At 67.6% G+C, this 15,760-nt stretch carries 12 protein-coding genes and 1 pseudogene; 4 read left to right on the top strand and 9 right to left on the bottom strand.

The genetic code is table 11. The features are described 5' to 3' along the window. Nucleotides 1-5: 5 nt before the first annotated feature. Nucleotides 6-1,601 carry an ABC transporter substrate-binding protein gene (locus PKE75_RS13055; RefSeq protein ID WP_271169195.1) on the bottom strand — a complete coding sequence of 532 codons (1,596 nt, stop codon included), beginning with the start codon at nt 1,599-1,601 and terminating at the stop codon, nt 6-8. Between the two features lie 251 nt (nt 1,602-1,852). Here PKE75_RS13055 and PKE75_RS13060 point away from each other — a divergent pair, with 251 nt between their 5' ends. Then, nucleotides 1,853-3,454: an ABC transporter substrate-binding protein gene (locus tag PKE75_RS13060; RefSeq protein WP_271169158.1), complete on the top strand. Its 1,602-nt coding sequence runs from the start codon at nt 1,853-1,855 to the stop codon at nt 3,452-3,454. Nucleotides 3,455-3,459: 5 nt separating this feature from the next. After that, nucleotides 3,460-4,620, top strand: coding sequence for a M20 aminoacylase family protein (locus PKE75_RS13065; protein WP_271169159.1), 1,161 nt, complete (start codon nt 3,460-3,462; stop codon nt 4,618-4,620). A 117-nt stretch (nt 4,621-4,737) separates the two neighbouring features. Here the strand turns inward: PKE75_RS13065 and rimM are convergent, their stop codons facing one another. From rimM to ffh, 3 genes are all read right to left on the bottom strand, one after another. Further along, nucleotides 4,738-5,280 (bottom strand): ribosome maturation factor RimM, encoded by a 543-nt coding sequence (gene rimM, locus PKE75_RS13070; protein WP_271169160.1) that lies wholly within the window; start codon nt 5,278-5,280, stop codon nt 4,738-4,740. Nucleotides 5,281-5,471: 191 nt separating this feature from the next. Further along, on the bottom strand, nt 5,472-5,831 hold the full coding sequence (gene rpsP, locus PKE75_RS13075; RefSeq protein WP_271169161.1) for a 30S ribosomal protein S16: 360 nt from the start codon (nt 5,829-5,831) through the stop codon (nt 5,472-5,474). Between the two features lie 137 nt (nt 5,832-5,968). After that, nucleotides 5,969-7,504, bottom strand: a complete 1,536-nt coding sequence (gene ffh / locus PKE75_RS13080; RefSeq protein ID WP_271169162.1) for a signal recognition particle protein — start codon at nt 7,502-7,504, stop codon at nt 5,969-5,971. A gap of 398 nt (nt 7,505-7,902) precedes the next feature. Here ffh and PKE75_RS13085 point away from each other — a divergent pair, with 398 nt between their 5' ends. Beyond that, nucleotides 7,903-8,067, top strand: coding sequence for a hypothetical protein (locus tag PKE75_RS13085; RefSeq protein ID WP_271169163.1), 165 nt, complete (start codon nt 7,903-7,905; stop codon nt 8,065-8,067). 74 nt (nt 8,068-8,141) lie between these two features. Next, the gene (gene dapF, locus PKE75_RS13090) at nt 8,142-9,014 is read left to right on the top strand and encodes a diaminopimelate epimerase (protein ID WP_271169164.1); all 873 of its coding nucleotides are present in this window, start codon (nt 8,142-8,144) and stop codon (nt 9,012-9,014) included. Between the two features lie 15 nt (nt 9,015-9,029). Here dapF and lpdA read toward each other — a convergent pair whose 3' ends face one another. The 5 genes and pseudogenes from lpdA to PKE75_RS13115 form a co-directional block, all read right to left on the bottom strand. Further along, nucleotides 9,030-10,430, bottom strand: coding sequence for a dihydrolipoyl dehydrogenase (gene lpdA, locus PKE75_RS13095; protein ID WP_271169165.1), 1,401 nt, complete (start codon nt 10,428-10,430; stop codon nt 9,030-9,032). 26 nt (nt 10,431-10,456) lie between these two features. Next, nucleotides 10,457-10,888 carry a VOC family protein gene (locus PKE75_RS13100; RefSeq protein WP_271169166.1) on the bottom strand — a complete coding sequence of 144 codons (432 nt, stop codon included), beginning with the start codon at nt 10,886-10,888 and terminating at the stop codon, nt 10,457-10,459. A gap of 8 nt (nt 10,889-10,896) precedes the next feature. Beyond that, nucleotides 10,897-12,177, bottom strand: coding sequence for a 2-oxoglutarate dehydrogenase complex dihydrolipoyllysine-residue succinyltransferase (gene odhB / locus PKE75_RS13105; RefSeq protein ID WP_271169167.1), 1,281 nt, complete (start codon nt 12,175-12,177; stop codon nt 10,897-10,899). A gap of 147 nt (nt 12,178-12,324) precedes the next feature. Next, entirely contained in the window at nt 12,325-15,276 is a 2,952-nt protein-coding gene (locus PKE75_RS13110; RefSeq protein ID WP_271169168.1) for a 2-oxoglutarate dehydrogenase E1 component, read from the bottom strand. 134 nt (nt 15,277-15,410) lie between these two features. After that, nucleotides 15,411-15,760 (bottom strand): annotated as a pseudogene (locus tag PKE75_RS13115) (succinate--CoA ligase subunit alpha); the annotation flags it as partial.

Raw genomic sequence — 15,760 nt, forward strand, 5'->3', positions numbered from 1 at the left:
CTCCGTCATGCCTTGGTGACGTCCCAGAAGAACGGCAGCGGACCCTCGCGGACGCCCTGCACGTCGTTGCGCCACGCCTGATAGCTCAGGAAGAAGCCGGTGACGCCGTAGACGACGTCGTTCACCGCGGCCTCGTTGGTCCTGGCGAGCGCGGCCTTCTCAGCTTCGACGTCCGCCGCCGAGAACCATTCGGCGATGCCTTCCTCCGTCTTCGGGCTGTTGGGCCAGCCGAACCAGGCCTTCTCGCCGTTGGCGCGCAGCGCGTTGTAGCCGGCGGGGGACAGGCAGTCGGCGCCCGCGTGCCAGGTGTGAAACATGTTCCAGCCGCCGTCTTTCGGCGGCTTCTTCGAGGCGCGGCGCGAGCCGACCGTGCCCCAGTCGGTCGCCACGAAATCGACGGTCATGCCCATGCGGCGAAGGAGGTCGGCGGTGACGTCGCCCTGCGCCTTGGTGATCGACTGGTCCTGCGCCACGACGCAGGTGACCGGCTCGCCGGCGTAACCCGCCTGCTCCAGCAGCTTCTTGGCGGCGTCCAGATTTTTCATCTTCATGATGTCGCCGCCCTGCTCCGAATAGAACTGGGTCCCCGGGGTGAAGAAGCCCGGCATCGGCTTCCACAGCGCGTCGTCGGAGCCGACGATCGCGCGCATGTAGTCTTCCTGGTTCATGGCGGTGAGCACCGCGCGCCGGATCTCGACCTTGTCGAACGGCGGATAGAGGTGGTTCATCCGGAACGCTCCGACATTGCCGAGCTTATCGGCGATGTCGACCGTGACGTCGGAGGCGCCCTGCAGCACCGGCACGAGATCGGAGAGCGGATTCTCCCACCAGTCGATCTCTCCGTTCTGGAGCGCCGACAGGGCGGTCGCCGGGTCCGGCATGATGATCCATTCGATGCGGTCAAGCATCATGCGCTTGCCGCCGGCGAGCCAGGAGGATGGCTCGTCGCGGGACTTGTAGTCCTCGAACTTCTCGAAGACCGCGATCGCGCCGGGAACCCATTCCTTCTGGGCGAACTTCATCGGCCCGGAGCCGATGTATTCCTTGATCTGGGTGAAGGGATCAGTCTGAGCGAGGCGCTCAGGCATTACGAAGGAGCACGGCGCGTTGTTCTTGCCGAGCGCGAGCAGCATCTTCGGATAGGGCTGCTTCAGCGACCATCTAAAGGTCAGGTCGTCGACCGCGACGAGCTCGTTCTGAAGCGCCTTGATCATCAGGCCCATCGGGTCACGCGCCGACCAGCGGGCCAGACTCGCGACCGCGTCTTTCGCAAGCACCGCCTCGCCGTCGTGGAACTTGAGCCCTGATCGAAGCTTGAAGGTCCAGACCAGACCGTCGTCGGAGACCGTCTCGGACTCCACCATCTGGCGTTGCGGCTGCAGTTTCTCGTCGACGCCGTAGAGCGTGTCCCAGACGAGCGCCGCGGCGTTCCGGACGACGTATTGGGTGCCCCAGATCGGATCGAAATTGGCGAGGTTGGCCTGTGGGACGAATTTGAGCGTCTTGCGCCCCGCCTGCGCGATCGCCGGGGCTGACAGGCCGCCCGTGGCGCCGATGAATCCGGCGGCGACCGAGGCCTGGATGAAGCTGCGGCGATCCATGAAAGTCCCCTTCATGGCCGGCGTCCAGGGACGCTGGCGTCCTGCATGCCACGAGAAGGGCTGCAGAGATCGTGCCATTCGGGCGGCCCTGAGCTTCGTCGCCGAAACGCGTCGCGGCGGGTCCGGATGAGCAATCGATCGCCATCGGCGCCGCGTATTTGTGCGCGCCCAGTCGCTAGGCGTTTCCGGTTTGCGGCCTATGATCGCCCCCGCCGCGCAGGACGCGGGACGGCAAGCAAGAGGGGATCGCCATGACCGCGTCACCCATCCGTTGGCTGGCGAGCGCCGCCGCGAGCCTTCTCACAGCGGCCGCATTCACGCTTTCGGCGCCGGCCGCTCAGGCGACGACCATCCGCGCGGTGATGCATTCGGGGATAAACATTCTCGACCCGATCATCACCACGGCGCACATCACCCGAAACCATGGCTACATGGTCTTCGACACGCTGCTCTCGATGAACGGCAAGTACCAGCCGACGCCGCAGATGGCGGACTTCAAGGTCTCGGACGACAAGCTCACCTACACCTTCACGCTTCGCGACGGGCTGTTCTGGCACGATGGGACGCCCGTCACGGCGGAGGACTGCGTCGCCTCGCTGAAGCGCTGGGCGGCGCGCGACGCCGGCGGACAGGTGATGATGGACTCCGTCGCAAGCCTGACCGCGACCGACGCCAGGACCATCACCCTGGCGCTCTCGAAGCCGTTCCCTTACGTGCTTGAGCTGCTCGCCAAGCCCGCGTCGCTCGTGCCGTTCATGATGCCGAAGCGGCTGGCCGAGACCCCGCCCACGGAGCCGATCAAGGAAATCATCGGCTCCGGGCCGTTCCGCTTCGTGGCCTCCGAGTTCAGGCCGGGCGACCGCGTCGTCTACGAGAAGTTCGAGAAGTACACGCCGCGCCCGGAGCCGGCGGACTGGCTCGCGGGCGGCAAGAAAGCCAATGTGGACCGGGTCGAGTGGATCAACATGCCCGACGCCCAGACCGCGGTGAACGCGTTGATCTCCGGCGAGATCGATTATCTCGAGCAGCCGCAGATCGATCTTCTGCCGCTGCTCCAGGCGTCGCCTGACGACATCACCATCGGCGTCTATAACGAGCTTGGCTACCAGACGATGGGGCGGATGAACTTCCTCCACCCGCCGTTCGACGACGTGCGCGTCAGGCGCGCGGCGCTTTACGCGCTCAATCAGGAGAGCGTGCTTCAGGCTGTCGTCGGCGATCCCGCCTACTATCAGCTCTGCCCCTCGATGTATGGCTGCGGCACGCCGCTCTCGACCGAGGTCGGCGACGGCGCCGCCACGATCGGCAAGGGCGGCGATCTCGAAAAGGCCAAGGCTCTGCTCAAGGAGGCGGGCTACGACGGCAAGCCGATCGTCATCATGCAGCCGACCGACACCGTCGCGACCGCGCAGCAACCGATCGTCGCCGCCCAGCTTCTGGAGAAGGCGGGCTTCAAGGTCGACCTCCAGCCGATGGACTGGCAGACTCTGGTCGCCCGGCGCGCCAGCATGAAGCCCCCGGCCGAGGGCGGCTGGAACATGTTCTTCACCAACTGGGTCATCCCCGAGATCTGGAGCCCGCTGGTCAATCCGATGATCAACGGTCGCGGAAAGAAGGGCTTCTTCGGCTGGCCGGACGACCCGGAGCTCGAAAGACTGAGGGCCGCCTACGTCGCCGCCGACACCGACGACAAGCGCCGCGAAACCGCGAAGGCGGTGCAGGCGCGCGCCTATGATCAGGTGATCTACGTGCCGCTCGGCCAGTTTCGCAGCCCGTCGGCCTGGCGGTCGTCGCTGAGCGGGATCGTGAAATCACCCATCCCGCTGTTCTGGAACGTAGAGAAGAAAGGCTGACGACGATGCCCGCGCTTGCCGAAATCCTCGCCTTCGCCGACGAGCTCAAGGCGATCCGTCACGACCTCCACGCCCATCCCGAGATCGGGTTCCAGGAGGTGCGGACGTCCGGCGTCGTCGCCGAGAAACTCGCGTCCTACGGCGTCGAGGTGCACCGCGGACTCGGCAAGACGGGCGTCGTCGGCGTGCTCGAAGGCAGGGGCGGGCCCGGCCGGAGGATCGGGCTGCGCGCCGACATGGACGCGCTGCCGATCGTCGAGACGACGAACCTGCCGTACCGATCGCAGAATCCCGGCGTCTTCCACGGCTGCGGCCATGACGGCCACACCACGATGCTGCTCGGCGCCGCGCGCTATCTCGCGGAAAAGCGCGACTTCAAGGGAACGGCGATCTTCGTGTTCCAGCCGGCGGAGGAGGGCCTGGGAGGCGCCCGCGCGATGATCGCCGACGGACTGTTCGAGCGCTTTCCGGTCGACGAGATCTACGGGCTGCACAACGATCCGTACATCGAGGCCGGTCAGATCTCGGTGTTTCCCGGTCCCGCCATGGCGGCGGCGGACTTCTTCGACATCACCATCACGGGCGCCGGCAGCCACGCGGCCATGCCGCATTTGTCGAGCGACCCGATCGTCGCCGCGGCGGCGCTCGTTCAGGCGTTGCAGTCGATCGTCAGCCGCAACGCCGATCCCTTCGAGGCTCTGGTGCTGTCGATCACGCAGGTCCATGCCGGATCGGCCTACAACGTGATTCCCGAGGAGGCGACGCTCACCGGCACGATCCGCGCCTTCAGGCCGGAGGTGATGGAGATCGCGCGCCGTCGGATGAAGGAGATCTGCGACGGCGTCGCCGCGGCCCATGCTGTCGAGATCGGACTGGACCTGCGCTCCGTCTTCGACGTTCTGATCAACCACGAGGCCGAGACCGAGGCGATGGCGGAGGCCGCGCGCGAGATCGTCGGGGACGAAGGCCTGATCACGCAGCCTCGGCCGATGATGGGCTCGGAGGACTTCGCCGACATGCTGCAGAAGGCGCCGGGCTGTTACGCCCGGGTCGGCCATTCCGGCGACCTGCCGCTCCACAACCCGGGTTTCATCCTCGACGACGCCATCCTCCCGGTCGGCGCGAGCCTGCTCGCCCGCATCGTGGAGCGTCGGCTCGCCGCCTGAGTCCCGGGACGCGGCGAGCCGCCGCGCTCGCCGCGCACAGGACCGTCGCGCTGAGGAACGGCTCGGCCGGCGTTCGGTGCGCGCCGGCTCCGATCGTACGGCTTCCGCGACCGCGCGCTAGGCCGCAGTCTCGGGTCCGCTCTCGTCCAGCGCGCCGTCCGGCGGGTCGACCACGACCCGGCCGCCGGCGACGTCGACCACAGGCACGACCGCCTTCGTGAAGGGCAGGTAGACGGTGCGCCTCTCGTCGGCGAGGCGGATCTCCATCAGATCGTCGGCTCCGAAATTCTGCAGCGCCACGACCTCGCCGAGCGGCGTCCCGTCCGGGCTCTCGACCCTGAGGCCGATCAGGTCGGCATGGTAGAACTCGTCCTCGTCGCCGCTGTCCGGCAATGCCTCGCGAGGGAGAAACAGGCCGGTTCCCGTCAGCGCTTCCGCAGCTTCGCGGGTGGCGATCCCCCTGAAGCGCACGACGAGCATGTCGTCCTTCAGCGGCCTGAAGCTCTCGACGGCGAAACTGCGGCCGCCCGACGGATCGCTGAGCTCGCCATAGCGCGCGAGCGCCGCAGGCTCGCCCGTGAACGACTTCACGCGGAGCTCCCCGCGGACGCCGTGCGCGGCGCCGATCACGCCGATCTGGACAAGGCGGGGGAGGGGCATGGAGCGATGTCGCCGGCGAACGGTATGAATGGGCTCGTTGTGGTCCGGCTTGACCGGACCACCCATCTCGGGCCTGGAGCGCTACGCCCAAACATGGGTCCCCCGGCCAAGCCGGAGGACGACGACGTGGTTCCGAGCGAACGCCCGGTCGGTCCCGGCTCCCGAGCCGAGACCCGAATGGAGCGGTCGCCTTACGCAGCCGCCTCTTCGCCGGCGCCGGCCGCAGCCTTGGCGGCGGCGGCGCGCTCCTGAGCCTTCTTGCCGGGCTCGCCCTTCGTCGGGTTGTTGCGCGCCGGGCGCTTCATCAGGCCGGCGTCGTCGAGGAAGCGGTGGACGCGGTCGGTCGGGGTCGCGCCCTTGGCCAGCCACTCCTTGGCCTTGTCGAGGTCGAGCTTCACGCGGTCGGCGTGATCCTTGGCGAGCAGCGGATCGAACGAGCCGATGCGCTCGATGAAGCGGCCGTCGCGGGGGTAGCGCGAGTCGGCGATGACGATGCGGTAGAACGGACGCTTCTTGGCGCCGCCGCGGGCGAGCCGGATCTTCAGGGACATTTCTCTTTCCTTTTCTCGATTGTCGTCATCCCGGCCGGAGCGGGCGGAGCCGCGTGAAGGCCGGGATCGTTTTCAGGATTTACGTTCAGTCTTGCGGACAGCCCCGGCTCTCGCTCGGCCGGGACGATCCGGAAATCTCATTTCTTCTTCCCGAACCCCGGAAAGCCGCCGAGCCCCGGCAGCTTCGGGCCGCCGCCCATGCCCGGAAAGCCCGGAGGCAGACCGCCGCCCGCGCCCGGGAAACCGGGCGGCAGGCCCTTCGGCATGCCGTTCTTCTGCATCTCCTCGAGCGCCTCGGGCGGGATCTGCGGCTGGCCGCCGCCGAAGCCGAGCGCCGCGCCGAGGCCGGCGAGCGGGCCGCGGCCGGACTTGGCGCCCTTGCCCATCAGCTTCATCATGTCCGCCATCTGGCGGTGCATCTTCAGCAGCTTGTTGACGTCCTCGACCTTCGAGCCGGAGCCCGCGGCGACGCGCTTCTTGCGGCTCGCCTTGAGGAGGTCGGGATTCCTGCGCTCGGCCTTGGTCATCGAATCGATGATCGCGGCCTGCCGCTTGAACATGCCCTCGTCGAGATTGGCGCCCGCCATCTGCTTCTTGAGGTTGGCGACGCCCGGCAGCATCGACATCACGCCCGACATGCCGCCGAGCTTCTGCATCTGGTTGAGCTGATCCTTCAGGTCGTTCAGATCGAACTGACCCTTGCGCATCCGCTCGGCGGTCTTGGCCGCCTGCTCGGCGTCGATCGAGGCCGCCGCCTTCTCGACCAGCGCGACCACGTCGCCCATGCCGAGGATGCGGTTGGCGACGCGCTGCGGGTCGAACTCGTCGACCGCGTCAAAGCTCTCTCCGGTGCCGACCAGCTTGATCGGCTTGCCCGTCACCGCCCGCATCGAGAGCGCGGCGCCGCCACGCCCGTCGCCGTCGAGACGCGTCAGCACGATGCCGGTGACGCCCAGCGCCTGGTCGAAGGCGCGCGCGGTGACGATGGCGTCCTGGCCGGTCAGCGCGTCGGCGACGAGCAGGACCTCGTGCGGATTGACCGCGCGCTTGACCTCGACGACTTCCGCCATCAGCGCGTCGTCGATGGTCGTGCGTCCGGCTGTGTCGAGCAGCACGACGTCGTAGCCGCCGAGGCGGCCGGCCTCCATCGCGCGCCGGGCGATCTGCACGGCGCTCTGGCCGGCCACGATCGGCAGGGTCGGCACGCCGGTCTGCTGTCCGAGCGTCGCAAGCTGCTCCATCGCGGCGGGGCGCCGCGTGTCGAGCGAGGCCATCAGCACCTTGCGCTTCTCGCGGGTGACGAGGCGGCGCGCGATCTTGGCTGTCGACGTCGTCTTGCCCGAGCCCTGCAGGCCGACCATCAGGATCGGCACGGGCGCCGCGGCCGCGAGGCTGATTCCCTCGGCCTCCGAGCCGAGCATGGCGACGAGCTCGTCATGGACGATCTTGACGACCATCTGGCCGGGGGTGACCGACTTGACGACGTCGACGCCGACCGCGCGCGCCTTGACCCGGTCGATGAAGTCGCGGGCGACCTCGAGCGCGACGTCGGCCTCGATCAGCGCGCGGCGCACCTCGCGCATCGCCTCCGCGACGTCGGCCTCGGTCAGGGCGCCGCGCCGGGTGAGCCGGTCCAGAATGCCGCCGAGGCGGTCTGTCAGAGCGTCGAACATGCGCCTCTCGGCCCGTCCTCAATCAGGGTCGACGCGGTCATGGCGTCCAACGCAAAACGCGCCCGCGGACGCATCGCGTCGGCGGACGTTGACCCCCCGGCCTCTTGGGACGGGCGGCTTGGCTGGTCGTCTGACCTCGTCAGATGCAGCGTCACCTACAGCTTGAGGGCCTGAGCGTCAACCTGAGGGATACCAACCGCGACCGAGCGACGCGCGGCGGGGCGCCGGCTTCTTAAGCCTGGCAAGATCGGCTATGGTGACAATAGCAGAGACTGCATCTCGCAGTTGCAGCAAGAGCTGCGACGAAGTCTAGACTCTAGAAGACACTGCAAAAATTTCAGTATCGACGTGTCGCCACCGTGCGCGCGAATCCTGGACCGCCCGAAGGGGAGAGAGCCATGATTATGAATTCTATACGAAATCTGTTCCGCCGCGCGTTCTCGTGCTGGCCGTCGCGCATCGCGGCGCTCGCGCTGCTCGCGCTCACGGTCAGCTGGGGCTCCGAGGGGGTCTGGGGCCTGTCCTCGCGCGGCGGCGCCGAGACGGTCGCCGCCGTCGAATAGACGGCGACCCTCGCTCGCGAAATCGCCGGGGAAGGCGCATATAGAGGGCCGCTGACACTCTCTTCGGCCTTCTGATGACCGTGCTGAACGACCGCCCTTACGCCAAGATGAACGGTCTCGGGAACGAGATCCTGGTCGTCGACCTGCGCGGCTCCGTCGCGCGCGTCACGGGCGAGGACGCGCGCGCGCTGTCGCGGCGCCGGGAGACGCATTTCGACCAACTGATGGCGGTGCACGACCCGCATACGCCGGGAACGGCCGCCTTCATGCGCATCCTCAACGCCGACGGCTCGGAGGTCTCGGCCTGCGGCAACGGCACGCGCTGCGTCGCCGACCTGCTGATGCAGGAGACTGGCGTGCGGGAACTGGCGCTGGAGACCTCCGCCGGTCTGCTCGTCTGCGAAGCGGGGATTAGGCCCGGCGAAGTGACCGTCGACATGGGCGCGCCGAAGTTCGGCTGGGCCGACATTCCGCTCGCGGAGGCGTTCGCCGACACCCGCGCGATCGAGCTTCAGCTCGGCCCGATCGAGGCGCCGCTGATCCACTCGCCATCGGTCGCGAACGTCGGCAACCCACATGCGATCTTCTGGGTGAACGACCTTTCCGTCGTCGACCTGCGCCGCGCGGGGCCGATGCTGGAGAGCCACCCTCTCTTCCCCGAGCGGGCGAACATCTCGCTCGCCAAGGTCACCTCCCGCGAGGCGATCACGCTGAAGGTGTGGGAGCGCGGCGCGGGGCTGACGCTCGCCTGCGGCACGGCGGCCTGCGCCGCGGCGGTCTCGGCGGCCCGCACCGGGCGCACCGGGCGCGACGTGATCGTCACCCTGCCGGGCGGCCCGCTGCGGATCGTCTGGCGCGAAAGCGACGACCACATCCTGATGACCGGCCCAGCCGAACTCGAGCATCGCGGCCGGCTGACGGCGGAGATGTTTTCGGACGCGGCCTGAGCGACGACGCCGCCCTCACATGTGGATCGCGCGGCCCTCGACGGCGAGCGCCGCCTCCTTGATCGCTTCCGAAAGCGTCGGATGGGCGTGGCAGGTGCGGGCGATGTCCTCGGCGGACGCGGAAAACTCCATGCCGAGCGCGACCTCGCCGATCAGGGTGCCGGCGTCGGGCCCGACGATGTGGACGCCGAGCACCCGGTCTGTCCTGGCGTCGGCGAGAATCTTCACGAAGCCTTCCGTCGTGCCGTTCGCCTTGGCGCGGCCGTTGGCGGTGAAGGGGAACTTGCCGGCCTTGTAGTCGACGCCGTCGGCCTTCAGCTCCTCCTCGGTTTTCCCGACCGAGGCGACCTCCGGATAGGTGTAGACCACGTTCGGGATCACCCCGTAGTTCACGTGGCCTGCCTTGCCCGCCAAAATCTCGGCGATCGCGACGCCCTCGTCCTCGGCCTTGTGCGCGAGCATCGGGCCGGCGATGACGTCGCCGATGGCGTAGATCCCGTCGACGCTGGTCTTGAAGTGCGCGTCGGTCTTGATCCGGCGCCGGTCGTCGAGCGCGACGCCCGCCTCCTCGAGCCCGAGCCCTTGCGTGTAGGGGACCCGGCCGATCGCGATGAGCACCACGTCGGCCTCGACGGTCTCCGTCTCGCCGCCCTTGGCGGGCTCGATGGCGACGGCGAGCCGCTCGCCCGACTTGGTCGCGCCGGTGACCTTGGAGCCCAGCTTGAACGCCATGCCCTGCTTCTCCAGCAGGCGGTGGAACTGCTTTCCGAGATCGACGTCCATGCCGGGCAGGATGCGGTCGAGGAACTCGACGACGAGCACCTCGGCGCCGAGCCTGCGCCAGACCGATCCGAGCTCCAGCCCGATGACGCCGCCGCCGACAACGACGAGCTTCTTCGGCACGGCGGGGAGCGCAAGCGCCCCGGTCGAGGAGACGATGGTCTTCTCGTCGATGTCGAGACCCTTGAGCGTCGCGACGTCCGAGCCAGTCGCGATCACGATCGCCTTGGTCTCGAGGGTCGTCGTCTCGCCGCCTTCGGGCGCGACCTCGACCTTGCCGGGGCCAGCGATCTTCGCGACGCCGTGGAAGGTCTCGATCTTGTTCTTCTTGAACAGGAAGGCGACGCCTTTGACGTTGCCGTCGACGCCGTCCTGCTTGAACGCCATCATCTGCGCGAGATCGAGCTTGGGCGCGCCGACGCCGATGCCCATGCCCGCGAACTTGTGGCCGGCCTCCTCGAACAGCTCGGACGCGTGGAGCAGCGCTTTCGAGGGAATGCAGCCGACGTTGAGGCAAGTGCCGCCATGGGTCGCGCGCTTCTCGACCACGGCCACTTTCAGCCCGAGCTGCGCCGCGCGGATCGCGCAGACATAGCCTCCGGGGCCGGTGCCGATGACGACGAGATCGTAAGCCATGGGAGTCTTTCGTTTTCCGGTAGGTTTCAGGCGTCCGGCAACGGCGCGTTGAACGCCCAGACATGGCCGAACGGATCCTGGATGCGGCCGTAGCGCGCGTTCCAGAAGGTGTTTTCCGGCTCCATCACCACAATCGCGCCGGCCCCGACCGCGCGCGCCATGGCGGCGTCGACATCGTCGGCCCTGTCGAGGTTCACGTTGATCGCGACGCTTGGCCCCCGGACGGTGAAAGGCGAGCGCACCACGCCTTCGCCCCTATGCTCGGGAAATTCGTCATGGACGAGGATCTCGCCGCCAAACAGCTGGACGGTGGCGTGCATCAGCCTCAGTCCGTCCTGGGCCGGCACGGTCATGACGACCTTCGCCCCGAACGCCTTCTGGTAGAACGCCAGCGCGGCCGCGCCGTCGATGACGCAGAGGTGGGGTTCGACGCGCGGGTGGGCTGAAGGGTCGGCCATGTCCGATCTTACAGATCCATCACGAGCCGCGACGGATCCTCCAGGCTTTCCTTCACGCGCACGAGGAAGGTGACGGCCTCCTTGCCGTCGACCATGCGGTGGTCGTAGCTCAGCGCGAGATACATCATCGGGCGGATCTCGACCTTGCCGCCGATCGCCACCGGCCGCTCCTGGATCTTGTGCATGCCAAGAATGCCGGACTGCGGCGCGTTCAGGATCGGCGTCGACATCAGCGAGCCGTAGATCCCGCCATTGGTGATGGTGAAGGTGCCGCCCTGCATCTCGTCGATGCCGAGCTTGCCGTCGCGGGCGCGTTTGCCGAGGCCGGAGATGGTCTTCTCCACGCCTGCGAGACCGAGCCGGTCGGCGTCGCGCACGACGGGCACCACCAGCCCCTTGTCGGTCCCGACGGCGATTCCGATGTGGTAGTAATTCTTGTAGACGACGTCGCCGCCGTCGATCTCGGCGTTGACGGAAGGAATGTCCTTCAGCGCCTGGATCACGGCCTTCACGAAGAAGCCCATGAAGCCGAGCTTCGTCCCGTGCTTCTTCTCGAACACGTCCTTGTACTTCGAACGCAGCGCCATGACCTCGGTCATGTCGACCTCGTTGAAGGTCGTCAGCATGGCCGCCGCGTTCTGCGCGTCCTTCAGTCTGCGGGCGATGGTCTGCCGCAGCTTTGTCATCTTCACGCGCTCTTCGCGCGACGCGTCGTCGGGGGCCGACGGCGCGCGCGCCTTCACGGGCTGAGGCGCGGGCGCCGCCGGGGCCTCCGCCTTCGCTCCGCCGGCGCCCGCCTCCAGCATGTCGCCCTTGGTGACGCGGCCGTCCTTACCTGAGCCCTTGACGCCGGAGGGGTCGACGCCGGTCTCCTCGGCGAGCCGCCGCACGGAAGGGGCGAGCCCCGTATCCGCCGGAGCGGCGCCGTTCGCCTTCGCCTCTGTCTTGGGCGCGGTCTCGTTGGCGTCGTCCTTGATCGCCGCGGGCTCGGCGGCCTTGGCGGGCTCGGCCGGCTTGGGTTCGGCCTTCTTGGGCGCAGGCGCTGCGCCGGAGCCAGCCTCGATAGAGCCGAGCAGCGCGCCGACGCCCACCGTCTCGCCGTCCTTAGCCTCGATCTGGCCCAGAACGCCGGCCGCGGGGGCGGGAACCTCCAGCGTCACCTTGTCGGTCTCGAGCTCGACGATGGGTTCGTCGATGTTGACCGTCTCGCCCGGCTTCTTGAACCATCGGCCGATGGTGGCCTCGGTCACGGATTCGCCGAGCGTCGGAACGCGGATTTCAGTCGCCATCAGATCGTCCCCGAAAGCCGGGGTCTCCCATAAACATCAGTTGCGCCGGCGGCGCAGGACGCGCCTGAGCAAGATAGGCGGCGCGAAAGGAAATTCCGACTCTCTCATAGAGAAATCCGCTCGAAAGCGGAGTTTCAGAAGATTCGGTCAGCCGAGCGCCTCGCTCAGGAGCGCCTGAAGCTGTGCGAGATGCTTGGACATCAGCCCGGTCGCGGTCGCCGCCGAGGCCGGGCGGCCGGCGTAACGGGGGCGCCTGTGCTGCGCGCCGATCTGGTTCAGCACCCATTCGATATAGGTCTCGACGAAGAACCAGGACCCCATGTTCTTGGGCTCCTCCTGGCACCAGACGACCTCCGCCTGCTTGAAGCGAGAGAGTTCGTTGACGGCGGCCTTCACCGGGAACGGATAGAGCTGTTCGACGCGCAGGATGTAGACGTCGTCGATCCCGCGCTTCTCGCGCTCCTCGATCAGGTCGTAATAGACCTTGCCGGAGCACATCACGACCCGGCGGATGTCTGAGTCCGGCTTCAGCTTGACCATCGAGTTCTTGTCGAGCTCGGCGTCGTCCCACAGCAGCCTGTGGAACACCGAGCCTTCGCCCATCATCGACAGCGGCGAGACCGCCCGCTTGTGACGCAGCAGCGACTTCGGGGTCATCAGGATCAGCGGCTTGCGGAAGTCCCGCACCAGCTGCCGACGCAGGATGTGGAAGTAGTTCGCCGGAGTCGTGACGTTCGCGACCTGCATGTTGTCCTCGGCGCACATCTGCAGATAGCGCTCCAGACGCGCCGAGGAATGCTCCGGCCCCTGGCCCTCATAGCCGTGCGGCAGCAGCATCACGAGGCCCGACATGCGCAGCCATTTGCGCTCGCCGGACGACAGGAACTGGTCGACGATGACCTGCGCGCCGTTGGCGAAGTCGCCGAACTGCGCCTCCCAGAGCGTGAGCGCGTTCGGCTCGGCCAGCGTGTAGCCGTATTCGAAGCCGAGCACCGCTTCTTCCGAGAGCATCGAGTTGATGACCTCGAAGCGCGCCTGCTCCGGCGAGAGGTTGGAGAGCGGCGTGAAGCGGGCTTCGGTCTCCTGGTCGGTCAGCACGGAGTGGCGCTGGCTGAAGGTGCCGCGCTCGACGTCCTGGCCGGAGAGACGCACGGGCGTGCCGTCGGCCAGCAGTGAGCCGAAGGCGAGCGCCTCTGCCATCGCCCAGTCCACGCCCTCGCCGCTCTCGACCATCTTGAGGCGGTTGTCGAGCAGCCGCTGGATGGTGCGATGAACGTTGAAGCCCTTGGGCGCGAAGGCGATCTTGTGGCCGAGCTCCTTCAGTCGCTCGACCGGAACCCCGGTCTTGCCGCGACGGGGGTCGTCGGGGTCCTTCGCGGCCTTGATGCCGGACCAGCGGCCGTCCAGCCAGTCGGCCTTGTTCGGCTTGTAGGCCTGGCCGGACTCGTATTCGGCCTCGAGCCTCGCGCGGAAGGCCGCGCGCATCTCGTCGACTTCGCCCGGCCTGATCACGCCCTCCTGCTCGAGCCGTTCGGAATAGAGCTCGAGCGCGGTCGGGTGGTTGCGGATGATCTTGTACATCCGCGGCTGGGTGAACGCCGGCTCGTCGCCCTCGTTGTGGCCGAACCGCCGGTAGCAGAACATGTCGATGACCACCGGCTTGTGGAACTTCTGCCGGAACTCGGTCGCGATCTTGGCGGCGAAGGTGACGGCCTCGGGGTCGTCGCCGTTCACGTGAAAGATCGGCGCCTCGATCATCTTGGCGGTGTCGGACGGGTAGGGCGAGGAGCGCGCGTTGCGCGGGCTCGTCGTGAAGCCGATCTGGTTGTTGATGATGAAATGCAGCGAGCCGCCGGTCTTGTGGCCGCGCAGGCCCGACAGGCCGAAGCACTCCGCGATCACGCCCTGGCCCGCGAAGGCCGCGTCGCCGTGGATCAGAAGCGGCAGCACCTGCACGCGGTCGACGTCCTGGTGCTGGTCCTGCTTGGCGCGCACCTTTCCGAGCACCACCGGATCGACGATCTCGAGATGCGAGGGGTTCGCGGTCAGCGACAGATGGACGGCGTTGCCGTCGAACTCGCGGTCCGAGGAGGCGCCGAGGTGGTACTTGACGTCGCCCGATCCCTCGACCTCTTCCGGCGTCCAGCTGCCGCCCTTGAACTCGTGGAAGATCGCGCGGTGCGGCTTGCCGAGCACCTGGCTCAGGATGTTGAGCCGGCCGCGATGGGCCATGCCGACCACGATCTCGCGCACCCCGAGCGCCCCGCCGCGCTTGATGATCTGTTCCAGCGCCGGGACGATCGCCTCGCCGCCGTCGAGCCCGAAGCGCTTGGTGCCGGTGTATTTGACGTCGAGGAACTTCTCGAAGCCCTCGGCCTCGACGAGCTTGTTGAGGATCGCCTTCTTGCCCTCGGGGGTGAAGGCGACGCCCTTGTCGGGCCCTTCGATGCGCTCCTGGATCCAGGCCTTCTCGCCGGGCTCCGAGATGTGCATGAATTCGACGCCGAGCGTGGAGCAATAGGTCCGCTTCAGGATCGCGAGCATCTCGCGCACGGTCGCGAATTCGAGGCCGAGCACGTAGTCGATGAAGATCTTGCGGTCGAGATCGTCGTCCCCGAAGCCGTAGGAGGCGGGTTCGAGCTCCTCGCGGTCCGGCCGTTTCTCGAGCTTCAGCGGGTCGAGGTCGGCGGCGAGATGGCCGCGGATGCGGTAGGCGCGGATCATCATCAGCGCGCGCGTGGAATCGCGGGTCGCGGCCTTGATCTGTTCAGGGGTGAGCGCGTCGCCCTTGACGGCGGCCTTCGCCTTCAGCTTGTCGCCGACGGCGACCTCGATCGCGCCCCAGTCTCCGTCGAGCGCGGAGACCAGTTCGCCGTTCGCCGGGATCGGCCAGTTGGGCTTCTCCCAGGACGGGCCCTCGGCGGTCTTCTCGACCGCGCCGGGCTCGTCGCCCAGATCCTCGAAGAAGGCGCGCCATTCCGGATCTACGGAAAACGGATCCTCGAGATAGCGGGCCTGGAGGTCCTCGACATAGGCGGCGTTCCCGCCCCAGAGGAAGGAGGTGCGGGAGAAGGCCTCGTTCGCCGCCTGGCGTGACATCAGATAAGCCTCTGGTTGGGCGCGCAGCGTCTTCGCACTGCAATATATGCCGCGTGAGGCTTGGATAGAACGCCTCAAATGCGAAAACCGCGTGGCGCCGGTTCACATAATCTTTCTGCGTCCTTCAGTCCGGCTTAGCCCTTCAGCAATTCGACCAGTGTCTTTCCAAGCCTGGCCGGGGACGGCGAGACGCGCACGCCCGCCACCTCCATCGCCGCGATCTTGTCCTCCGCGCCGCCCTTGCCGCCCGAGATGATCGCCCCGGCGTGGCCCATCCGCCGGCCGGGAGGCGCCGTGCGGCCCGCGATGAAGCCGACCGTCGGCTTCTTGCGCCCGCGCCTCGCCTCGTCGCTAAGGAACTGCGCCGCGTCCTCCTCCGCCGAGCCGCCGATCTCGCCGATCATCACGATCGACTCCGTCCGCTCGTCGGCCAGGAACAGCTCCAGCATGTCGATGAACTCGGTCCCCTTCACCGGGTCGCCGC

Origin of the sequence: Hansschlegelia plantiphila (assembly GCF_027922265.1) — a bacterium.
In the GTDB taxonomy this organism is placed as follows: Bacteria; Pseudomonadota; Alphaproteobacteria; order Rhizobiales; family Methylopilaceae; genus Methylopila; species Methylopila plantiphila.

Excerpts from the sequence above, each read along its gene's own strand:
- PKE75_RS13055 (WP_271169195.1), bottom strand. The coding sequence starts at position 1,601 with ATGGATCGCCGCAGCTTCATCCAGGCCTCGGTCGCCGCCGGATTCATC.
- PKE75_RS13060 (WP_271169158.1), top strand. The coding sequence starts at position 1,853 with ATGACCGCGTCACCCATCCGTTGGCTGGCGAGCGCCGCCGCGAGCCTT.
- PKE75_RS13065 (WP_271169159.1), top strand. The coding sequence starts at position 3,460 with ATGCCCGCGCTTGCCGAAATCCTCGCCTTCGCCGACGAGCTCAAGGCG.
- rimM (WP_271169160.1), bottom strand. The coding sequence starts at position 5,280 with ATGCCCCTCCCCCGCCTTGTCCAGATCGGCGTGATCGGCGCCGCGCAC.
- rpsP (WP_271169161.1), bottom strand. The coding sequence starts at position 5,831 with ATGTCCCTGAAGATCCGGCTCGCCCGCGGCGGCGCCAAGAAGCGTCCG.
- ffh (WP_271169162.1), bottom strand. The coding sequence starts at position 7,504 with ATGTTCGACGCTCTGACAGACCGCCTCGGCGGCATTCTGGACCGGCTC.
- PKE75_RS13085 (WP_271169163.1), top strand. The coding sequence starts at position 7,903 with ATGATTATGAATTCTATACGAAATCTGTTCCGCCGCGCGTTCTCGTGC.
- dapF (WP_271169164.1), top strand. The coding sequence starts at position 8,142 with ATGACCGTGCTGAACGACCGCCCTTACGCCAAGATGAACGGTCTCGGG.
- lpdA (WP_271169165.1), bottom strand. The coding sequence starts at position 10,430 with ATGGCTTACGATCTCGTCGTCATCGGCACCGGCCCCGGAGGCTATGTC.
- PKE75_RS13100 (WP_271169166.1), bottom strand. The coding sequence starts at position 10,888 with ATGGCCGACCCTTCAGCCCACCCGCGCGTCGAACCCCACCTCTGCGTC.
- odhB (WP_271169167.1), bottom strand. The coding sequence starts at position 12,177 with ATGGCGACTGAAATCCGCGTTCCGACGCTCGGCGAATCCGTGACCGAG.
- PKE75_RS13110 (WP_271169168.1), bottom strand. The coding sequence starts at position 15,276 with ATGTCACGCCAGGCGGCGAACGAGGCCTTCTCCCGCACCTCCTTCCTC.